Origin of the sequence: Dyadobacter sp. CY323, assembly GCF_021390245.1 — a bacterium.
Classification (GTDB): Bacteria; Bacteroidota; Bacteroidia; order Cytophagales; family Spirosomataceae; genus Dyadobacter.
Genome location: NZ_JAJUXH010000003.1, coordinates 245360 through 267188, shown reverse-complemented (window position 1 = coordinate 267188; position 21829 = coordinate 245360). Strand labels below are relative to the sequence as shown.

Below are 21829 nucleotides of genomic sequence, written 5' to 3'. Positions count from 1 at the left end.
CATTAATTGTCATTGGTGGTCATTGGTGGTCATTGGTAGCCATTTATTGTCACATCTCGCTAAACTCAGGTGTACTATGTCCGATTATCATGGCAGTAGCTGGAATTTTTAACTACAAATGACAATCAATGACAATTAACGACAATTAATGACAATCAATGACAACCAATGACAATTAATGACCCCTCCTAACCACCCAACCAAGCCATTAACCAAGATATATGCACCAAACCACCTATTCCAAAGAAACCATCTCCCGCCGTCTGCTGAAACGGTCCGCTGAATTGTGGGGGTATGATGAGTCGCAGTTGGATCATTTTGATCCGCTGGTGAAGTTGCTGACGGACGCTTGTTCGGTGGAGTTTGAAAAGGTTGGGCAGGAAATTCAAGGGACGGAATTGCGGCTGATGACGCGTTTGGCGGAGATATTGTCGCCCGAAACCGTGAATAGTCCGCAGGCTGCCAGCGCCATTGCGCAGGCGCGGTCGGTGGAACCACTGGCCTGGATTGAACCGGAAAACCAACTGTTATGCAAGCGAAATATAGTTCGGAAAGGAGAACCTTCGGAGATTTTCTTTTCACCGGCTGGCAGGTATCCGCTGGTGAATGCATCCATTGTACACTATACCACACCGAATGCATTATATGGTATTGAAAAAGGTACAAAAACACTGATTTCCTCGGCGCGGCCGGTGGCCGGGGGCGGACAAAATATGTGGATTGGAATGGAAGTCGACGCTGCAATTACTTCCTGGAAAGGTTTTCGGTTCTATTTCGACTGGACGAATGATGGTTCGCATTACACCTACCGCGCGTTCCTGCCTCTCACCGGATGGGAAGGAAATGGGAAAGTAATGCCGTATAAAACCGGGCTTTCCGAGGAGGTGGATGATGCTGTTTTACTTTACAACAACAATTTCATCCGCATTACCAGTGATGATTTTTGGGAAAAAGGAAAGGTAAAAACGGAGGCATATCCGGCTGCATTTGAGGATATGTTTGACAATCGCACACTTCAAATGTTAAAAAAACAACTGGTTTGGGTGAAAGTCAATTTGCCGGACAGCTTTCCGTCGGCTGGTTTTGAAAATATAACGGTGGCATTAAATGCATTTCCGGTGCTGAACAAGAAGTTGCACAAACTGACTTACCGCTTGCAATCCGGTCTCAATGGCGTGGCTTTGCCGTCTGCGGATGCATTTCTTGGCGTGAATGCAGTAGTTAATCAAAAAAACCAGGTGTATGCAGCTACCGGTAAAAATTTATATCAGGATGAAGAGGCATCCGGGAAAGTATACACGCTGAGGCAGCAAGGAATTGGACGGTTTGATCAGCGCAATGCAAAAGCTGTTTTGTATCAGCTCATGGAACTGCTTCGCGACGAAGTGACGGCATTCAATGCGATCGGGGAAGATTTCCTTTCTTCGTTACTACGCGAGATCGCTCAGAATATGGCGCGTATTGAACAAAAGCTGGGCGTAAAAAAGGCCAGTGAAACAACCGCGCAACCGTTTTTAGTGATCCAGGGGAAGAAAGATCCGGATACCCTTTTTGTATCATACTGGACTACTTTATCCGAGTCGGCTAATGGACTTCCTGCGGGATCGAAGTTGCAGTCTTATGCAGCGACGGGCATTAGTAATGCAGATATGCTGTTGCTCACAAAGTCCGCGGGTGGAAAACCTAAACCGGACGAAACGGCGTATGTTCAGGAACTTCGGAAGAACATCATTACGCGAAATCGGCTGGTCACCATGGAAGATATCCGCACTTTTTGCCGGGCGGAATTGGGCGACAGGCTCAAAAGCGTTCAGGTGAAGCCACACTTTATGCCAAGTACGATGCCTGGACAGGGATTTGTTCGCTGTGTACAAATTGCATTGACGCCGATTGGAAACCAGGCAAATAATTCTGAATGGACCGGCGCATGTCAGACGTTGGAATTGAAAATAAAGAAACTTTCGAGCGGGATGTACCCGGTACAAGTCGTTTCATCTAACTGAAAATCCAATGATCGCAGAACAGATAACCGACTTACGTGCCGAATTTATCGCCGGTTCCTGGCTGGAAGACGGGATTTCGTCGGAAAGCATTCTATTTCGCTCGCTCGGTTCATTCAAACGCCGGAGCCATTTGGATGTTGAGGCGATCACCGACCAGGAATTGGGCAATTTCAAAGGGAAAGTCATCGAGTCAAACCGAAGTGGGTTGTACGATTACCTGCCCGAGCAGCTTTTTCATTTGCCATCTTCTACTTCTATTAATACATTAAAAAAGAAGGTTGATGAAATCCGGTTGCAGCGTGAAAAAGAGCAAAAATCGAGATTATTCTTTCTGCCGCTCGAACAGGAATTTTTTCAAAACCGGGTCGGACTTACGTTATTGGAACAAAAGGCATTTGAGCTTCACCCGGAATCCGGCTTTTTGGCACAACTGAAAGAGTTCTGGCAGGCGCCCGATTCGATCGATCAGGAAACATTCATACGATTAATGCCGGTTCTGCCTTTTGTATCTGAAAACCGGGGTGATATGAATGTAGCGGAAAAAGTACTGAGCTCGGCGCTGGATCTGCCGGTCCGCATTACAAATGCATTCGGGAAGAAGATTGCAATGCTAAACAATTCCAGCCTGAATGGCGCGCGGCTGGGGCTGGACACTTTGTTTGGAGGCGAAATGGAATGCTATCAACCTGAATTGACGGTCGAGATTCAATTGCCTGACCCGGTAGCGTTGGAGAAGTGTTTGGAAGATTGTGATTTTAATATTCTTGTCAACTGGCTATTGGAATGGTTTGTGCCGGTTGAATGCGACTACGAGATTGAATTAAAACCTGATCCGAATGCGTCTGCATTGCAATTGGCTGGGGAAGGTGGAATTTCATCACGATTAGGGTACGCTACACTTTAATGCGAAACCAAATCATGTTCAGCTGGTTCCATCCTTTTGTTCGAAAAAATAGTTTGCGATTGTAATTTATTAAAACAAAATTTGCGATTTCAAAGGAACAGCTATTTGAACGTGAAAACTGTAAAGCGGTCCTCAATAAGGACTATCAATCAGACAATCAGCCTCATGCTTGCCATCATGCTTTTGATGGTTGCAGGAACGCGTACCTTGTCCGATCACGCGGGAACAGTTCAGCAATCTGCCTCCAAGTCTAAGGAGATCGGCAAAGACTTTTCAAAAAAACAGGCATCCCAATCGCCTGAATCCAATGAAGCGAAGGTGAGCACGCTTTCGCTGGACGCGGTAATCACGCCCGCCATTTCCTTTGATTTTTCGCATTACTTCTATTTTTCACCGCAACCTGCCTGGCAATTTATTGTTAGTAAGGCAGTTGTAAGGGTTTCTTTTCAGGAGTCATTTTTCCTGGTCTCCCATTTTCACCGGATTTTCGGACGGTTCATAGTCACCAACGCTCCCTGACGCTTCGTTGTCCAGGGTATTTCGCGCTTTTACAAACTTCTCTTTCTGACGTCGCGACTACTTTTTGCCTGATCCCGGGCAGTTCAATCCGTATTTATATTCAGCATATCAGTTAATTTTTACAATAAAATAAAATGACCAACAAGAATGGAATAATAGGGCTAACCATTGTGATTGCCCTCATTAGCGTCTATTACCTGTCTTTTACATTCGTATCCAGGAGCTTCAAAAGCAAAGCAACTACCTACGCGACGGATTCAAAAGGAGAGGTGGACATCTCAAAAAAACAGCGTTATATTGATTCATTGTGGCGTGAGGACGTGTATTTGGGACATACTTTGCAAGAAGTAACCGAGCGTGAGCTCAACCTGGGGCTTGACTTGCAAGGTGGTATGCACGTGGTACTCGAAGTAGCACCTGCAGATATTTTGAAAGGAATGGCTGGCGGTAATGCCCGCAGTGCCGCTTTTCAAACTGCATTGAAAAAGGCTGGTGAAGATAAATCAGCAAGCAACAGTGGTTTTATCAAACGCTTCGTAGCGGCATATAAGGAAGCGGCGCCTAACACAAGCCTTGCTTCTGTTTTTGCCACCAGTGCGAACCGCGGCAAGATCAGCAGTAATTCATCGGACGCCGATGTTACAAAAATGCTTAACACGGAAATCGACGGTTCTATCGACCGCGCATTTCAGATCACGCAGGCACGTATTGATAAATTCGGTGTAACAAACCCGAATATTCAGCGTTTGCCGGGCCAGAACCGCGTTTTGGTGGAACTTCCCGGTGTTGATAACCCTGAGCGTGTACGTCGTTTGTTATCAGGCGCAGCAAAGCTTGAATTTGCGGAAGTATATCTGACCAATGAATTGGGTGCAGGTTTGGAAGGTTTGGGAAGATATCTGACCAAACAAGCTGAGATCGAGAAAGCAACTGCCAAGCCGGCAGCTGGAGCAGCAGCAGCGGTGACAGATACTACAAAGAAATCAACCGGCGGTCTGGCGGAGCAGCTTGCTCAGAAAGCCGACGCGGATTCTACCCAGTCTGATTCTTCTAAAGTAGCAGCGCAAACAGCTGCATTGACCAGCTTATTCGTGCCAATGCCGCAAGGTTTGGGTGTGTATTTGAAAGATACAGCGCGTGCTGCCGAAATCCTTCGTCGCCCGGAAGTGCGTTCATTATTCCCGGCTGACCTTGTTTTCATGTGGGATCGCAAAGGAACAGAAGCTGGTGCTAACCAGTTGATATTGCCACTTTATTTTATCAAAAAACAAAATGGCGAAGCTGCCATGGAAGGTGATGTAATCGTGGATGCGACGCACGATTACGACGAGCGTGGCCGTCCGGAAGTTACTATGCGTATGAATGGAGAAGGAGCCCGTAAATGGCGTTCATTGACTGCCCGCAGCGTGGGTCGTCCGGTGGCGATCATCATCGATAACCTGGTTTATACTGCTCCTACGGTTCAAGGTGAGATACCAAATGGTAACTCAAGCATTACCGGAAGCTTTACGGTGGAAGAAACGAAGGATATGTCCAACGTTTTGAAAGCGGGTAAGCTGCCAGCTCCGACGCACATTGTGGAGGAAGCGGTAGTGGGTTCAACACTTGGTGCTGAGGCGATTAGCGACGGACTTTGGTCTTCGGCAATCGGTTTGCTTATCGTACTTGTGTTCATGGTGGCTTATTACAACAAAGCCGGTTGGATCGCTGATATCGCATTGATTATCAACTTGTTCTTCCTACTTGGTATCATGGCATCTCTGGGTGCGGTTCTTACCTTGTCGGGTATCGCGGGTATTGTACTTTCCATTGGTATGGCCGTGGATGCGAACGTACTGATTTATGAAAGTATAAAAGTTGAAATAGAGGCAGGCAAACCGTTCGCGCAAGCAATTCGTGATGGTTTCAAACACTCGCTGACTGCAATTATCGACTCCAATGTTACTACGCTTTTGACCGGTATCATCCTATATACATTTGGAACCGGACTTGTTCTTGGGTTTGCGACTACGTTGGTACTGGGTTTGTTAACGTCTCTTTTCTGCGCGATTTTCATCACACGTTTGCTGCTTGAAAATCAGATCAAAAAGGGAAAAGTTTTCAACTTTTACAGCGGTTTGACAAAAAACTGGTTCAAAGACAACGATTTTGACTTTGTATCGCAACGTCGCCGTTTTTATCTCATTTCAGGCGTTATTATCGCGATCGGAGTAGGTTCATTCGTTTTCAAAGGCTTTGGACTTGGTATCGATTTCAAAGGCGGTCGCTCGTACGTAGTTCGTTTTCAGAACGATGTGGATGCGGACGTACTTCGTACCAATATGGACGAAGTTCTTGGTTCGGCAACCGAGGTGAAAACATTCGGCGGACAAGATCAGGTGAAAATTACAACGGCTTATCTCATTGAAGAAACAACTCCTGAGGCAGATCAGAAGGCAGAAGCGAAAGTGTTGGAAGCAACTAAAAAAATCGCAAACAATCCTGCTAAAATCGTAAGTTCCAATAAAGTTGGTCCGACGATGGCGAAGGATACCTTGTGGTCAGCGGTTTACGCTGTTCTTCTGGCACTCGCAGCTAACTTTATCTACATCCTGATCCGGTTTAAAAGAGTTGCATTCAGTTATGGTGCAGTAATGTCACTCGCGCATGACGTGGTAATTATCCTGGCGATCTTCTCCTTGTTCAATGGCTGGTTGCCATGGTCACTGGATATTGATCAGGCATTTATTGGTGCGATCCTGACCATGATCGGTTATTCGATGAACGATACCGTCGTCATTTATGACCGTATCCGTGATTATCTGGCCGACGATAAGGCGCGTGGCCAGAGCCTTTCAGTGGTTATCAACAATGCATTGAACAGTACGTTGAGCCGTACAGCGGTAACGGGTATTTCGGTAATCCTGGTGTTGGTTGTACTGATGATCTTCGGTGGTGCGGTGATCCGCGGATTTACATTCTGTATGCTGCTTGGGGTTATCGTCGGAACGTATTCATCACTATTTGTGGCGGCACCGATCGTGGTTGACCTCCTGCAACGCGAAAAAAGCAAGGAGCCGGCATTAACGGTTACAGAGCCAGCTGTTGGTAAGAAAGTAAAAGCATAAGTATAAAGAATAAAAAAGGGTGAGCTTTGAGCTTTCCCTTTTTTTATTCTGTCTCGATACGTAATTAGCGAAATTTTCTTTTAGTTTTATAAGATGTTAAAATCACTACAACAAAGAGCTTATGGCAAATCAATTATGGGCTAAAAAGCCCATTGAAAAATTATTAAATGAATCAACAGGTGAAGCCAACCAGCTGAAAAGGTCTTTGGGATCGGCCAGTTTGGTAGCTTTAGGAATTGGTGCCATTATTGGTGCCGGACTCTTCTCTTTAACCGGGATTGCAGCTGCGGAACACTCGGGACCAGCGGTAACCATTTCATTTGTACTTGCCGCTTTGGGTTGCGGTTTTGCCGGCCTCTGCTATGCCGAATTTGCTTCCATGATCCCCATTGCCGGAAGTGCTTATACCTACTCGTATGCAACCATGGGCGAGTTTGTTGCCTGGATCATCGGATGGGATCTTGTTCTTGAATATGCATTGGGAGCAGCCACAGTTTCGGTAAGCTGGTCCAGATATCTTCTTGAATTTCTTAGTAAGTTCGATATACATCTTCCTACCCAGCTGGTTTGCTCGCCTTTCGAGGTCGTTACACTGAGCAATGGTACCGTGATTGATAATGGGATTGTAAACCTGCCAGCGATTTTCATCGTGTGTATGCTTTCACTTCTCTTGATTCGTGGAACAGAAGGTTCCGCATTTCTGAACAACTTTCTGGTAGTTTTGAAAGTGGCTGTTGTGTTGATATTCATTGGGTTAGGTTGGAGCCATATCAATCCTGATAACTACGTTCCTTATATCCCTGAAAACACGGGAGCTTACGAAAACTTTGGCTGGTCGGGTATTGCAACCGGGGCCGCCGTCGTGTTTTTTGCATTCATTGGTTTTGACGCCGTATCCACAGCCGCTCAGGAAGCTAAAAATCCTCAAAAAGGAATGCCGATCGGTATTTTGGGTTCGCTGGTGGTTTGTACCATATTATATGTGCTTTTCGCGCACGTGATGACAGGTTTGGTGAAGTATACCGAGTTTGCAAACGATGCAAAACCCGCCGCAACGGCATTTGCCAAAACGGGCTACGATTCGTTGCAGACTGCATTGATCATCGCGATCCTTGCCGGATATACGTCTGTTATGCTTGTCATGCTTTTGGGTCAAAGCCGCGTGTTTTATTCGATGAGCAAAGATGGTTTGCTGCCTAAATTTTTCAGCGAAGTTCATCCGAAATTCAGTACGCCGTACAAAACCAATCTTTTCTTCATGGCTTTCGTGAGCATCTTCGCTGGCCTTGTGCCGGTGAGTGATTTGGGTCACATGGTGAGTATCGGGACCTTGTTCGCATTCTGTCTGGTTTGCGTGGGCGTTTGGATGTTACGCGTGAAACGACCTGAATTACACCGCTCATTCCGCACACCACTGGTACCATTTGTGCCGATTATGGGGATTGTGGTATGTTTATATTTAATGTACTCACTGCCGGTGGAAAGCTGGTACCGTCTGGCAATCTGGCTGGCAATCGGGTTGGCTGTGTATTTTGGATATGGGAAGAAGAATAGTAGGATAGGGAGGTATTAGGAGCTGTTGGCTTTTAGCGATTAGCTTTTAGCCTTTTCGGTTTCTTGATATATTTTGAGTCGGGGTTAAGTTCAGAGGAACTCAGCCCCGACTTTTTTATTTTGGCTAACAGCTAACAGCTAACAGCTAACAGCTAACAGCTAACAACTGGCGCGTCGGTTACTTTCGTTCAACTTGGAAAGTAGGGTCACAGCCCTCAACTGATTCGCAATATCGATCCGCATCTCAGGCGTAACAGTTTCCAAATCTTCGCTAAAAAGAAAAGCTTCGACCAATGCATTCATTGATCCGATAATTTGAGCGCAACTGTCGGTTAGAAAAAAGTTGCGGACGTCCTGCATCATTGCCTGTTCAGATGGTGATAAATCTGTTTTCGATGTTTTGTCTGTTGAATTCTGAAATGTGTTCATACATTTGTGAAAGTTTGATTGTTAAATTGATTAAACTGGCCCGGGTGTTCAAGTTTGTCGACGATAGCATCCGGGTTTTTTCTTTAATATAACTGGGGAAATTTCCCCAAAAATAAGTCAAATAAAAAGCCTGTTAAGGCTTATAAGTAATGATTGTTTGGATTTCAAAATGTCCATATTCAATCAAGACTTCCTTCATTCTGGTTTCTGACATACTTTCCTTGTGAATGTAGTCTCGCCAGGCATTCGTCAATTTTCCTTTCTTCTGATCCGCCGGTAAGTTTGGATAAATGTTCCTTATCCACCAGTCGAACGCATCGCGAATCGTGGAAAACTGTTTCATAGATCAAAGCTATCAAAAATTGGGGAAATTTCAACAACAGGTTAAAAACTTTTTGAAATTCTTCAAAATCAATTACCCGTGGCTTTAGCCGGGGGAAAGCTAACCAAGCTAAAAACGGCAACAAACCCCAAGCTTCGGCGAAAATATACTATTTTACCCTGAGCTCAGCCAATAGAATTAGGAGAAGGTTTTTAAATCATTTGCACTCAATCCTGCATTCAAGTGATGGTGGGTAACCCTTTGAAATAAATTCGTCTTTGATTTCAATGCAGGTACTTTTAATTAGTTCAAGCTTTGAGCATGAGTTGGGTACCAGCATCATCAAATTGAAGGTATTACCGCCTTCAATATTTGGTGCGATTATGCTGATTTTTGTAACTCGTTCACTTAGCAAGTTGCAATATTCGTTATACCACCGGTTAAAGGCGACTTTTCTATTTCGCTGTCTGCCGTCCTGTGTGTCATACATCACGAAAATTGATCTTTCAGGATACATTTCGATTACTTGCCCAAGTATTAGGAAGACTGTTGCTTTGATTCTTGCGTCGTATTTGTCCACAAAAAAACCCTTGGTTTGACGGAATCTCTTCAATCCAAGGTTACAATGTCATCTTTTATTAATGGATATTCTTCGAAATACGCCGATGCATTTGCGAAATAGCAGGAATAACCAGTCCCAGATTCAGTTTGAAAAATGTATTCTTTGTCGCCGCCTCGGTATTCTATTTTGTAATCATAAGCCCTAAACGAACCTAACTCCTCTGGCATGTAATTCATCCCTTGTTATTTTTCCGTCGAAGAACAAATCAACGGATTCCTTGTCCGCCGTTACTTTTTCAATAAAGCGAGCCAACCGATCGTCTTTTTTTGCCCCATTAGCAGCTTCTGCCACTGGTGCGTTTGCCGTTTTGTTCATGGTTTTTTTTGGTTTCGATTTTGACTTTTTTGAACGTAGTAATTGGCGACAAGTCTTTTGAAGGAGCTTATCAGCGTGGCTAAAAGTAGGGAGAAAAATCTATTTTTTAAAGTTTTACCAAATTTTCTATCAAATCCGCGCCAAAACCCGCTCAGAAACCGTCTGACCTATCGACAGTGAAGAAGTTGCTGCAGGTGATGGTGCATTGCAGACGTTAATGGCCATTTTGTTCTCAATAATAGAGAAATCATCGAGCAATCCGCCGTCATAATCGCAGGCTTGTGCGCGTACTCCTGATCCGCCGGGAATGAGGTCGTCGCTTTGGATTTCGGGGATTAATCCTTGTAATGCTTTTGTAAATGCGGCTTTTGAAAATGAGCGGTAATATTCTCCCATACCCGTTTTCCAGTATTTCAGGGCTACTTTTCGGAAACCTGGCCAGGCGAGGGACTCCATTAACTCCGGGAAGTTGATGTCCAGCTTGTCATAACCTTCTCTCCGAAATGCAAAAACGGCATTCGGCCCGGCTTCGATGCCACCTTCGATCATTCTCGTGAAATGGACGCCCAGGAATGGGAAATTGGGATCAGGAACCGGGTAAATGAGGTTTTTGACCAAATGGTGTTTCTCCGGTTTGATCTTATAATACTCGCCGCGGAATGGAATGATCCTGACTTTAATATTTTCAGGCTGCGTGAGTTGCGCTACTTTATCGGAATATAACCCAGCGCAATTCACGATCAGACGTGTTTCAAACAGTTTTCCGGTCGCCGAAACGACTTCTGAATACGTATTTCTGTTTTTGATATCGATGATTTTTTCTCCAAAAAGGATTTCACCACCGAGCCTTCTGAGACATTCAGCGTATTTCTCACAAACTGCTTTATAATCAATAATGCCCGTATAAGGCACCCAGATTCCCTCCAGACCTTTTACATGCGGTTCGATCTCACGGATTTCGGATTGTGAGATCATGCGGTTGTCTACCAATCCATTCTGCATTCCACGGTCAAACAGGTTCTTTAGTAATGGTCGCTGTTCCTCCGAAGTCGCAACTACGATTTTTCCACATAAATCGTACGGTACATTCTCCTTTTTGCAGAAATCAATCAGCATTTCGTATCCCCGAATGCAGTTCGTGGCTTTCAGACTGCCGGGTTTATAGTATAGTCCCGAGTGGATTACGCCGCTATTATGGCCGGTTTGATGTTTTGCTACTTCATTTTCCTTTTCAAGAAGAAGAAGTTTCAAAGAAGGTTTTTGCTCTTTAATGCGGAGAGCTGTGGCCAGGCCAACAATTCCGCCACCGATGATGGTAATGTCGTACATTTTATCTCAAATTCTTTCTGTAAAGAAAAAGATTGTGCGTCAATATATGTGCTATGAAAAGTAAAAAGTAACATTACTTTTGATCAATCATCAACATGTTCCTTTAATACTTAATCATCAGAATATGAAATCAGTATTAGCAATGAAACGGAACGTTTTGAATGACGACATTAGTAAGGAGTACCAACCCTTCATTTGATTTTGACACGCATTCGCCGGTATACCAGGCTTTTGAGCGCAAGGCTATTTGTTTGGATCTTCGTGAGGGTGCTACGATTTTCCACCCTGACCAACGACAGGATAGTCTGTATTTTGTCAAAAAAGGCGTACTAAGAAGCTACATTCGGCATGATGAGGTCGAGATAACAAGGTGGTTTTATTCCCCTGGCGATCTCGCCTGTTCTGCACTTACATTTCTTTATGGATTACCTTCTGATATTTGTCTGGAAGCTGCTTGTCCGTCGGTGGTCATGCAAATTTACAAAGAGGATTATCTCGTACTATGCGGTGAATACCCTGATTTTAAAGAATTCACAAACCGTCTTCAAGGGAATTTTTTATACAAACACGCCCGGTACAATGATTCAATGAAGTCTCTCTCGCGAATTGAAAGATATGAGAAATTCATGCACGAATTCCCGTCCGTAAACCTGCATGTAAAAGTCAGAGATCTCGCCAGTTTTCTGGGAATGACGCCCGATACGCTTTCTAAAATCAGGAAGCAATTCAAAGACCTGCCGTCAAAGAATAATCCAACTAGTCGGTCAAATCGCGGATGATTTCCTGGCTTTTGACGGTTGTCAGTTAACATAGTTGCCTCTAAGTTTGCGAAGTAATACGCCTCTCAATCAGCTCAGCGCTTCCCAATTCAAGTATTGAAGATCAATGATCCGGAAATGAAAATCATTTTCTGGCCATGCTTTATCGCGTTTGACTGAAACAAAATTTTGATCCATGCATTCAAAAACTAAACACAGCTATCATCTAAGAATCCTTCTTTTAACGTTTGTAGCGCCATTTATTTTCGAGCTTTCAGCGTGCGCACAGCAAAAACTTGAATCTAACAAATACATGAACCGAAGTACGCTTACAGCGTCGCCGGCTGCGACCGGATTTGGTGTCTTCGGACACACGCCGGTAAGCCATTTTACTGGAACGCCCGACATTACAGTTCCTTTATACCATGTGACTTATAAGGAACTGTCTGTCGAACTCAACCTGCGATATCACCAGACAATCGGGACCAAACCGGATGCGTTTCCTGGCTCGACCGGCAATGGCTGGGTTTTAAATGCCGGCGGTGCCATCACCCGCGTTTCCAGAGGTACAATGCCCTATAACTTTCCCGCCGGTGTCCCGGTGCCTGTGAATATGAACCCGACCAGTAGCATCGACTGGTCATCGGCGGCAACCATGCAAAAGCATCTGCAGGATCAGACGGTTTTTGTAAATGCGGAAGGCCGTTATGACGAATATCAATATCATTTTGCTGGGAGAAGCGGTAAATTTTTCATCGATCACACCGACGCATTCAGGATTAAGACCGAGGCTGGAGAGGACATTCTGGTTCAAAAGGATCCGGCTGTGACCTATAAAGAGTTTACGATGCCCGCCGAACCGCAACTCCCGCTTTCATGCTTGGCTACGGGTGTGGCGTATACCAATATCATCAAGCAGCGAAATTTTGTGTACAAGTTTACATTGACTGACAGTCAGGGTATCAAATACACCTTTGGCGGTACGGATCAATCCATTGAATTTACACGGCCCGGAATGGTTTACAACGGGTTCGATCTCAAGGACGAAAATACAGTTCCCACAAGCTGGTACCTGACTTCCATTGAATCTCCGAATGGTTATAAAATTGATCTGAACTATCAAAGGGATAAATTCTATATCACGAATGAAGCATTTGTCAGTGATAAGATTATCAAGCCAAACAAGTTTGGAGACAATGATAATTCGCCCAAAGGCAGGATTATTAAGAGTACGCTTTACCATCCATGTTACCTGGATGAAATTGTGACACCGATCAGCAAAGTGAAGTTTACCTGGAGCATCGCCAACCAGCAATTAGGTTATGCTTTCAATGTCGTTAACCCGCCATTGCCAAATTGCAATGCTGTCCCTGGTGACTTGCATAGTCAGTTTCATTTTACCAAATATCCGGAAATCAGGGATGCAGTCATAACCGGACGGTTTCCCAGCAAGCTCGACAACCTTATTGTCACTAATTCCGTAGGTGTCCGGCAGAAGAAGGTCGATTTTACATACACCAATTCCGCGACTACGCGCCTGAAGTTGCTTTCCATAAAATTAAGGGGAACATCGGACATGCCGCAAAATGTACCTACTTACAGCTTTGAATATAATCCTGTGGCTTTGCCGGACTATTTGTCCTTTAAAACAGACGATTACGGTTTTTTTAATAACAAAAATCTGTATATCAATTCCGCCGACCCGCTTTACTACTATAACCTGTTCACGGATGCTGCAACCCGCCAGGCCTATCTGGATTCGCGCAAGCCTGATATTAACTTCACAAAGGCAGAAGTTCTTCAAAAAGTGACTTATCCAACGGGCGGATACACGGAGTATGAATATGAAAATAATGAATATGGGCGGATCGCAAAATACTGGCCTGCATCCGTCCAGGAAAATGCGAGCGGACCAGTTTATACAGGAGGCTTGCGGATCAAAAGAGTCAGCAACTATGATTACCTCAACCACAAAGCCACGGAGAAAAAATACGTTTACAAGCTGAATTACGCAGCAGGCGGAACATCTTCCAGCGGTATTTTAAGTTATGAACCCATTCACTTCGCGTATTTCAACGGCCAGGTACAAGCGCCTGCGAAATACGAAGGTATGCCCGGGGAATCCAATTTTGAGGGTAACATGACCTACACGCAATACGGCACTGACCCATTGAATACACTTAGTTATAAAGGAAATCACATCAGTTATTCGGAGGTGGCAGAAATTGAGCTCGACGGCAGTTACAAAGTTTACAAATACAAAAACTACGACAACGGTTACCACGATAAACCAGCTGAAAACAGCGTTTCTGACAATTCCAATGTTGGCGAATTCTGGAAGGAGGATGAAATGAATAGCATGGAACTGGAACGCGGGCAAATGTTATCCGACCAGGCTTACAACAGTTCCAATACGCTGAAACAAGCGTCTGTTTATGGTTATAATGATGACCTCAACCGGTTCAATTCACATGTCCGGCGGATCAAAGTGATACCCAATCCAATTTTTACAGCCAATTATCCCTCTATTCGTTGCACGGCCTCATTGGTTTACACGTATTATCCATACCTGAAAACGAAAACAACAACCCATTACGAGCAAGGTGGAAATATAGTGAACACCGTTACAAACACATACCATGTTACGAACCGATTAATTACTTCAGAAGCTTCGACGGATAGTAAAGGTCAGAGTACGGTAATTTCCTATAAGTATCCACACGATTCCCCGGCGGATCCGGTTAGTCTGGCGATGCAAAACAAGCACATGATCGCGCCGGTTATTGAAACCAAGACGATGATTGGCGGAACGCAATCGAGCCTGGTCCAAACTACCTATTTTTCGCCGTTCGCAAACATATATGTTCCTCAGGAAGTGAAGGTGCAAAACGGGGCTAACCCGATTGAAACCCGCCAGACTTTCACCAAGTACGATTCTAGAGGCACTTTGCTCGAGCAGCAAAAGCCCGGCGATGTAAAGGAAAATTACTTGTGGGGCTATTATTCACATTTCCTGCTTGCCAAAATTACAGGGAGTGACTACGCTTCGATAAATGCGGTGAATAGCCAGGGTATTCTGGATAATGCCGAGATGAGTGAGGGGGCGGTCCCGGCTACCCTGAAATTGGTTCGGAATGCTCTGGCGGGCTCAAACCCATCTGCACAAATGACCAGCTATACCTACGCCTCACTTCTGGGCATCAATACCATGACCGATCCCAATGGCAGAACCATTCATTATCAGTACGATTCTTTTGGCAGGCTGATGAGCATCAACAATGCGAACGGGGCTGTGCCGGGTACTATCAGAGCCGGTTATTGTTACAACTATGCGGGCCAACCCGTAGATTGTCCCACCCTGGCACCCACCGGAAGCATGGTCGCACCCGCACTGACGTTGATAGCAGAAGGCGGTGCATTGCCTGTCACATTGATCGACTTTGAGGCATTCAAGGTTGAAAATACGGTAAACCTGAGATGGTCAACAACCTCAGAAACAAACAGTGACCGGTTTGAAATTGAGCGAAGCAATGACGGAAAGCAATGGACAAAAATTGGTTCATTACCTGCATGGGGAGAAAGTAATGCACGCAGGGAATATTCATTCACGGATGCGCATCCAGATAGGGACAATCCGGCGAACAAAGAGAACTTCTATCGGCTAAAAATGATCGACCATGACGAAACTTTTGCTTACAGCCGCATACGAAGTGTGGTTTTTGACCGGACTTCGGAAATGGTACTTTACCCGAACCCAATCACAATCGGGGATAAATTGAATGTGATTACAGAGGATGTCACCCGAATGAGCAAGGTTCAGATTTTTGATTCTGGCGGGAAATTGGTTCTTCAATCCGCTTCCACTCGTTCAATAGACGTCCAAAGGCTAGCTGCCGGGTTATACATTGTACATATCACGTATACCGACGGTAGTTTAAGCTCGCATCGGGTGATCAAACAATAATGCAGGACTTTCAGCTTTTGGCTATCGGCTTTTTTACACACTTATTCCTGATACGGATGAAACCTTTCAACTTGCATATTCTCGGTATTGTTATATTTCTCTTACCTCAGATTGTTCATGCACAACAGACGAACAGTCAGAACTATGTCATATCCAAAACCTATAAACAGGCGGGGGCAAATGAGAACGATGTAAGCCAGGTTACTACTCACGTGCAATATCTGGACGGACTTGGCCGCTTGTTGCAGAACGTTGGTGTAAAGCAAAGTCCTTCCGGCGAGGACCTTGTACAACCCGCTGCATTTGACAATGTCGGCAGGAAACCGAATGATTACCTGCCTTATGTTGCCGCCGGAAACGGATCGTATCAGGCTAATGTACTTACGGCCGTTGGCTCATGGTATTCAACCAATACAGCCTTGTTACAAAAAACCGCAGCGAGCGATCTGGAAAGGCCTTTTACAGAAACATACTTTGAACAATCGCTTGACAGACCCACCGGCCAGCGTGCACCTGGTACCCGGAGCGCCAATTCTTCTGTGCAGTATTTCGCAAATGCTGCCAATGAGGTGAAACGGTACGACTACAATTCGGCCAGCAATACAGTTGTTCAGAATGGAAATTATGCGGCAGCTATGCTTACCAGAATCCAAAGCACCGACGAGCAGGGAATTATAACAAATCAATACGTGGATAAATCCGGACAACTGATTTGCAGGAACGACGCTGGAACCGGACATACCTATTATGTCTTCGACAACCAGGGATTGTTACGAGCAGTTTTACAGCCCAAGTTCCAGGATGATCCCAACTTTACCAGTTTCGCATTTCTGTACGATTATGATGCGCGGAACCGGATGGTCAGAAAGCAAATGCCAGGAGCAGGTTCCGTTGAGATTGTATATGATCAGTTCGATAGACCGGCTATGTCACGCGATGCCAACCAACTAACCCGGAATGTATGGGGTTTTACAAAATACGATGCGTTAAACAGGGCCATTGCCACCGGTGAAATAGTCTCGGGCGACAGCCGCACAACCTGGGCTGCCAATGTTGATGCGGGCGTTCAGCATCACGAAATCCGGAATAACGGAGTTGCAGCTGGTTACACGCTCAACAATACTGCTCCGAAAACAGCGACGGAGGCTAACCTGTTAACGATTACTTTTTATGACGACTATGGATTTTCAAAAGCGGCAGGATTGTCTTATTTGCCGGGTTATTATCCCGCTAACAATGTAAATGTAAAAGGACAGGAAACAGGGAGCCGAACGAGAATGCTTCTCAGCGATGGAACAAATGGAAGTTTTTTGACTTCGGTGACTTATTACGATGCAGAATACCGGCCTGTACAAACCATCCGTGAATTGTATGACCTGGGCGCGACCGCGTATGAACGGACGTCAATCAAATACAAATTTGACCTGGCTCCGGTAGTTGAAGAGCAAAAAACAGAACAGGTACTTTCGGGAGCGACTACCAATACGCATTTATCCAGTTTCACGTACGATCACGCTGATAGGTTGTTGAGTGTAAAAGAAAAAGTAATTACAGGTACAAAAACCAAAGAGGTTTATACCGTTGCGCAACGGTATAACAGTCTCGGTCAGCTGCAAAGCAAATGGCTGCATTCATATGATGGGACGAAATACCGCCGCCGGACCGATTATACTTACAACATCAGAGGCTGGCAAACCGATGTGAAGACAGTATACAAGCAGTCCGATGCGGTTCCGCAGGAATCTTTTTATGCAATCCATGCCAGTCATCGTACTAATGCTAATTACAGCAATGGCAGCATAGATTCCCTTTTGTGGCGGTACACGGGCGAGGCGGCTTTCACAGCGGGTTTGAAATTCACCTACGATGCAGCAAGCCGAATGTCGGGTTCAACCGGGATCTTTGGGTATACGAATACCGAAAGTGGCATTACGTATGATAAAAACGGGAACCTCGCTACATTGACCCGCGCCGGTGCTGCGGTGGATCAGCTTACTTATTCTTATGTTGGCAATCGGCTTTCGGCTGTCGGGGATGGTTCCGGGAGTAATCTGGGTGTGAAAAGTGGAGCGAGCAGCTATGCTTATGACGGGAACGGAAATATGAGCAACGATGGCAATCGCGGAGCCACCATCACTTACAATTACCTGAACCTGCCCAAAACCGTTACGATTGGGGCGAATCCGGCATTCAAGTATGAGTATGATGCAACGGGCAACAAACACAAATATGTGAATGCAGCGGATGCATTCACGGCCAAGTATGCAGGTGTATTTCAATATGACGGAGCCAATGCATTGAAACGCGGCGCGACTTCCGAAGGCCAGGTGATCGTCACTCCCGATTCATTACGTTTTGATTACTACATCAAAGACCATTTGGGTAATGTGCGGATTGTATTTAATGAAAAAGGGGAGATTATACAAAATACGGAATACTATCCTTTCGGCCTGGCCATTCCGAAAGACGGAAAAACGCCCACCGAGAGAAACGCAATCAATCGTTTTTTGTATAATGAGAAAGAATTGCAGGTTGGCAGCGGGTATCTGGATTATGGCGCGCGAATGTATATGCCGGAGGTTGGGCGGTGGGGGACGAGTGATCCGCTTGCGGAGTTGTCCAGAAGATTTTCGCCTTATACGTATGGCTACAATAATCCATTGAGGTTTATTGATCCGGATGGAAGGTTGGCAGATGATCCACAAAAAGGAATATTTCAAAGGATTTTCGATTTTCTGGGACTATTTAAAAAGCCTGAAACACAGGAAGAAGCGGCTCTATATTCAAACAGACAAGAGACATTTAATCAAACGGTTGATGCATTAGAGAAAGGGTCTGATGAACTAAAAAATAAGGCAGAATGGGTGCCTTTCATCGGTGCTATTACCGATATTAGTCAAGGAGCTGTTAGGAAGGATAATACGCAGGTAATTTTGGGAATGGCTTCATTTGGTCTGGATGCTTTGCCAGGCCCAGGTGGTGGTAAGGTAGGAATGGGTCTAGCAAACGAGTTTTTTGAAAGTGCCACCAAAGCGTGGGGAGAGCAAGGGTTAACGGTTATAGGAAGGGCCTTACAAAAACATGCCGGAAGAGAAGGGTCTGTTTTTCAAGGAATTGAATTCTCTCATAAAACAGCTAATCAAGAGGGACTTAGTATATTAAACCAAATAATTAATTCTCCAAATGTAGTTATTCAAAAAGCAAATGGAGGCGGCCAGTATGTTTTTGACAAAACTACGGGCCGAGGATTTGGTGTTTCAAGAGATGGGCTATTTAATGGCTTTCGAGAATTATTTAAATGATAAGAAAATGGAAAATAAATTTCAAATAATAATAGGAAGTCCAATTGACTACGAGGAACTGGTCGCATACGTTTGGATCAATGGCGAGGAAATTGCTATCGTTCAAAAGGAGGAGGGCGTGAATAGAATGAAGGTTGAATTTTTTAAAGAAAAGGTTCAATCGGATATTTATTTGGACACGCTATTAGCGGCGTTATTTGAAGCAAAAAGTCAATTGATGAAATAGAAGATCAGGCTAGAACTGTCTTGGCTTATTACGAGCTCAGAAAAAAGTTGCTAAAAATCCAGGGTATTATTCTGTCCCGATGAAGGCAGAAATGGCGTAGACCTCAGATATGCCTAAATCACCATCTAATTAATGGAAGTTAATAAAACAGCTGGAAAACTCCATTTGGGTTAAGTGAATTACTTTAAGAGAGTTTTCAATTGGGAGCCAAAAATCAAATTACAACCCCATCTCAATATTTGAAACAGTAAATAAACAAGACAATGAAGAATGCAATCTTCGGAATCAGAGTTATCAATTGGGCATTGCTCATGTGCTGGCTGTTAAATGCTTTGCTCTGGGCCGTATATCCGCAATTTACGTTGAGAACGGGTGCATTTTATATAAACATGGGCATCATTTACACATTGTTATTCGTAAAAGTAAAGTCTCTTTCTAAAAAGGAATGGGCCGGTAATTTCACAAATCTCAAAAAGCGGCTTCCATTATTGATCTTTATGCTTGCAATGGGACTACTGCTACATAGGTCCTGGAAACAGTTTACTGGGCACCGAATCGTCAAAGAATGATCCACAGGCTCGAAGAGAATGAAGCGACGCAAAGCATTTTCGGTAGGCAGATAGACTAATTGAGTATTACATAAATATATGATACTTTGCTTTTTTTGACTATTTGGTTAGCATGTGATCCAAGAGATAGTCATATGATAAGTCAAGGTTGTAATAAGTAAAAATGAAAAAAATGATTATATACATGTCTGTGTTGGTGCTTTTTATTATTACTGCCAGCAAATGTAAAAACGCGGAAGAAACTAACAGGAATAGTATTAAATTCAAGGAATCAGTAATTGAAGTAGAAGGAAGTTTAAGGGTGATGAATAAATTAATGGATAAAGTATTACCTATTAAAGACGAGATGCATAATTACTTCTTTGATGATAGTAGTAATTTCTATGTTAATAACAGGATGATAGGTAATACTGATAGCTTGAATATAGGAGCGGTTAAAATGTTCAGAAATTTCACAAATGAAGAAAAGGAAGAATTCATAAATAAAGTTCTCTTTTTGAATAATAATTACCTCGCATCTGTTTTCCTGGACAAGTCGTGTAAATGTTACTTATATGGTTACCATCAAGTAGACGATCCTTCTTTTAATAGGGAAAGACTAATTTATTTGAATGACGAAAAAAAGGAATATTCAACCATTTTAGTTGACAGAGCAATTTTAGACAAAAAAGGTAATTTAGTATTAGTAGGAGCTAAATAAATTTACATGAGTACGATGGCAAAGCAAAATTCTATGACTTGGTAATTGGGAGGCGTAATGTGGTGGATCCGCTAAGCGATGTTTCAAGGCGCTGGTCTCCATACTTTTACGGCTGTAATAACCCATTAAGGTTTATTAATCCGGATAGTATGTGAGCAGATGATCCGTAAAAAGAAGTATTACAGACGATTTGCGACTTCTTTGGGCTGTTTAAAAAGCCTGAAACACAGGAAGAAGCGGCTATTTAAACAAAACTGTACTGGTTTGGATTTGAATATTGAAGATAATAGTACAATAAAGTTAGTATTGGAATTGGGTACTTGGCATGCTCTATACAATATATTTAGATTCATTTCTAAGTAGAGAATGATTTAAGGAATGTGCACTAGGGGATCAGCAGCAACGGGCAGATAATTTTTTTCACCTCAAAAAGAACCTTCCATTATTGATTATGCATCCTGGTACTGGCAGTATTGTCACGTTTCTTTTTATAACCGCACTTTAATGAAAACGATTGAGAAGCAATTCGCTCAGATAAGACATTCGAAATGGATGCTTAACCCTGTTATTGCCGGCTTATTATTTATTGCTTTAATCAGTTCCTGTAAAAAGGAAGAGGACAAATTCAACTTCGTTTCCTACAATGGAGAATACCCACGTAATATGGATGGAAGTCAAATAACGACCAGTATTCCAGACGTCGTCGGCGGCGTTCTGAATGTTACTTTTAATGGGCATACTTGGAATCATTATCCGCACATGCTGATTGCTGCTGAGGATTTTAATTCGTTGGATACGGCTAACAAGGTGAAAGAAGTTCAGCTTGTAATCAATGCTTTCTCGGAAAATATGAATCTAAGTACTTGCTTGAAGGAATTTTTCTTTATCCGGGTGCCTTTGAAAGGTACAACTGTGTTAAATGCATATCTGACAGGGAGCCGGTCTGAATCGGCTACGATCAATTTTTCGACAATGGATTGTGCTAATCCCAAAGATCGGTTCAAGTTGGATAGAAGTAAATTGAGTTTCGTCAATGTTGAAAGCTATGACACGCTAACCAGGGAAGTCCAACTCGGGTTTGACATCAGTTTTATGATGATGGACCGGAACACACATCTCGGGCCGGTTTATCCAAAGAATGTTAACTTGACCGGCAGAGTAAAAGCCGTTCTGAGAAAATAGTATTTTGAGATCGTGCAATGAGCA

17 protein-coding genes are annotated in these 21829 nt (G+C 43.9%); 12 read left to right on the top strand and 5 right to left on the bottom strand.

Annotated features, from left to right (window positions below):
* Positions 1-221 precede the first annotated feature (221 nt).
* The 5 genes from LZG72_RS07265 to LZG72_RS07245 all read left to right on the top strand — a co-directional run bounded on the left by LZG72_RS07265 (position 222) and on the right by LZG72_RS07245 (position 8106).
* Positions 222-2003, top strand: a complete 1782-nt coding sequence (locus LZG72_RS07265) for a hypothetical protein (RefSeq protein WP_233869520.1) — start codon at positions 222-224, stop codon at positions 2001-2003.
* 7 nt (positions 2004-2010) lie between these two features.
* Positions 2011-2907 carry a type VI secretion system baseplate subunit TssG gene (locus LZG72_RS07260; protein WP_233869517.1) on the top strand — a complete coding sequence of 299 codons (897 nt, stop codon included), beginning with the start codon at positions 2011-2013 and terminating at the stop codon, positions 2905-2907.
* A 165-nt stretch (positions 2908-3072) separates the two neighbouring features.
* Positions 3073-3426: a hypothetical protein gene (locus tag LZG72_RS07255; protein WP_233869514.1), complete on the top strand. Its 354-nt coding sequence runs from the start codon at positions 3073-3075 to the stop codon at positions 3424-3426.
* 134 nt (positions 3427-3560) lie between these two features.
* Positions 3561-6533, top strand: coding sequence for a protein translocase subunit SecDF (gene secDF, locus LZG72_RS07250; protein WP_233869511.1), 2973 nt, complete (start codon positions 3561-3563; stop codon positions 6531-6533).
* A 121-nt stretch (positions 6534-6654) separates the two neighbouring features.
* Positions 6655-8106, top strand: a complete 1452-nt coding sequence (locus tag LZG72_RS07245; RefSeq protein ID WP_233869508.1) for an amino acid permease — start codon at positions 6655-6657, stop codon at positions 8104-8106.
* 140 nt (positions 8107-8246) lie between these two features.
* Here LZG72_RS07245 and LZG72_RS07240 read toward each other — a convergent pair whose 3' ends face one another.
* From LZG72_RS07240 to lhgO, 5 genes are all read right to left on the bottom strand, one after another.
* Entirely contained in the window at positions 8247-8516 is a 270-nt protein-coding gene (locus tag LZG72_RS07240; protein WP_233869505.1) for a hypothetical protein, read from the bottom strand.
* A 133-nt stretch (positions 8517-8649) separates the two neighbouring features.
* On the bottom strand, positions 8650-8859 hold the full coding sequence (locus tag LZG72_RS07235) for a hypothetical protein (RefSeq protein ID WP_233869502.1): 210 nt from the start codon (positions 8857-8859) through the stop codon (positions 8650-8652).
* A gap of 196 nt (positions 8860-9055) precedes the next feature.
* Entirely contained in the window at positions 9056-9418 is a 363-nt protein-coding gene (locus LZG72_RS29415; RefSeq protein WP_409017675.1) for a DUF6169 family protein, read from the bottom strand.
* A gap of 183 nt (positions 9419-9601) precedes the next feature.
* Positions 9602-9775 (bottom strand): hypothetical protein, encoded by a 174-nt coding sequence (locus LZG72_RS07230; protein ID WP_233869499.1) that lies wholly within the window; start codon positions 9773-9775, stop codon positions 9602-9604.
* Between the two features lie 129 nt (positions 9776-9904).
* Positions 9905-11104: an L-2-hydroxyglutarate oxidase gene (lhgO, locus tag LZG72_RS07225; RefSeq protein WP_233869496.1), complete on the bottom strand. Its 1200-nt coding sequence runs from the start codon at positions 11102-11104 to the stop codon at positions 9905-9907.
* A 161-nt stretch (positions 11105-11265) separates the two neighbouring features.
* Between lhgO and LZG72_RS07220 the strand changes: the two genes are divergently transcribed.
* From LZG72_RS07220 to LZG72_RS07190, 7 genes are all read left to right on the top strand, one after another.
* Positions 11266-11883, top strand: a complete 618-nt coding sequence (locus LZG72_RS07220; RefSeq protein ID WP_233869493.1) for a Crp/Fnr family transcriptional regulator — start codon at positions 11266-11268, stop codon at positions 11881-11883.
* A 292-nt stretch (positions 11884-12175) separates the two neighbouring features.
* Positions 12176-15826, top strand: coding sequence for a T9SS type A sorting domain-containing protein (locus tag LZG72_RS07215; RefSeq protein WP_233869490.1), 3651 nt, complete (start codon positions 12176-12178; stop codon positions 15824-15826).
* A gap of 56 nt (positions 15827-15882) precedes the next feature.
* The gene (locus LZG72_RS07210) at positions 15883-19128 is read left to right on the top strand and encodes an RHS repeat domain-containing protein (RefSeq protein ID WP_233869486.1); all 3246 of its coding nucleotides are present in this window, start codon (positions 15883-15885) and stop codon (positions 19126-19128) included.
* Positions 19129-19135: 7 nt separating this feature from the next.
* Positions 19136-19354 carry a hypothetical protein gene (locus LZG72_RS07205; protein ID WP_233869483.1) on the top strand — a complete coding sequence of 73 codons (219 nt, stop codon included), beginning with the start codon at positions 19136-19138 and terminating at the stop codon, positions 19352-19354.
* A 263-nt stretch (positions 19355-19617) separates the two neighbouring features.
* Positions 19618-19923, top strand: coding sequence for a hypothetical protein (locus LZG72_RS07200; protein WP_233869480.1), 306 nt, complete (start codon positions 19618-19620; stop codon positions 19921-19923).
* 163 nt (positions 19924-20086) lie between these two features.
* On the top strand, positions 20087-20623 hold the full coding sequence (locus LZG72_RS07195; RefSeq protein ID WP_233869477.1) for a hypothetical protein: 537 nt from the start codon (positions 20087-20089) through the stop codon (positions 20621-20623).
* 504 nt (positions 20624-21127) lie between these two features.
* Positions 21128-21805, top strand: coding sequence for a hypothetical protein (locus LZG72_RS07190; RefSeq protein ID WP_233869474.1), 678 nt, complete (start codon positions 21128-21130; stop codon positions 21803-21805).
* Positions 21806-21829 lie beyond the last annotated feature (24 nt).